1 protein-coding gene is annotated in these 571 nt (G+C 64.3%); it reads left to right on the forward strand.

The features are described 5' to 3' along the window. Positions 1 to 47: 47 nt before the first annotated feature. On the forward strand, positions 48 to 571 hold a 524-nt coding region (locus tag ABD844_RS52715), incomplete at its 3' end, for a hypothetical protein (protein ID WP_344897837.1).

Here is a 571-nt window from a genome sequence, read left to right on the forward strand (position 1 = left end):
TCACGGCATGATGGCCGATCGTGTTACTGCGCTTGGCCTACCTCACGATGACGACCACGTTCTCGTTCCTGGGGTTGCTACTCCGAACCAATCGGGACAAGGAGATCGAAATCTTGGTGTTACGGCACCAGTTGATGGTGCTGCAGCGGCAGGCGGCCAAGCCCGTGTTCATGCCGACTGATCGCTTCCTCCTCGCTGGGCTACTTCACCGCCTGCCAACGGACAAGCTCCGGCACCTTGTGCTGCTGGTCCGACCGGACACCATCCTGCGATGGCACCGTGATCTGCTGCGGCGCCGTCACGCCGCAGCCAGCGTGCCTCGCGGGCGTGGACGCCCGCCTACCGTCCGGTCCGTACAACTGCTGGTGTTGCGACTGGCACGGGAGAACGCCTCATGGGGCTACCGGCGCATTCACGGTGAGCTGGTCGCGCTCGGTATCAAGGTCGCCGCCTCTACGGTGTGGGAGATCCTCAAAGCGCACGGTATCAACCCGTCTCCCGAGCGGTCCGCCACGACCTGGGCCGCGTTCCTGCGCAGCCAGGCAGATGCCTTGCTGGCGTGCGACTTCTT

Origin of the sequence: Nonomuraea antimicrobica (genome assembly GCF_039536965.1) — a bacterium.
GTDB classification, from domain to species: Bacteria; Actinomycetota; Actinomycetes; order Streptosporangiales; family Streptosporangiaceae; genus Nonomuraea; species Nonomuraea antimicrobica.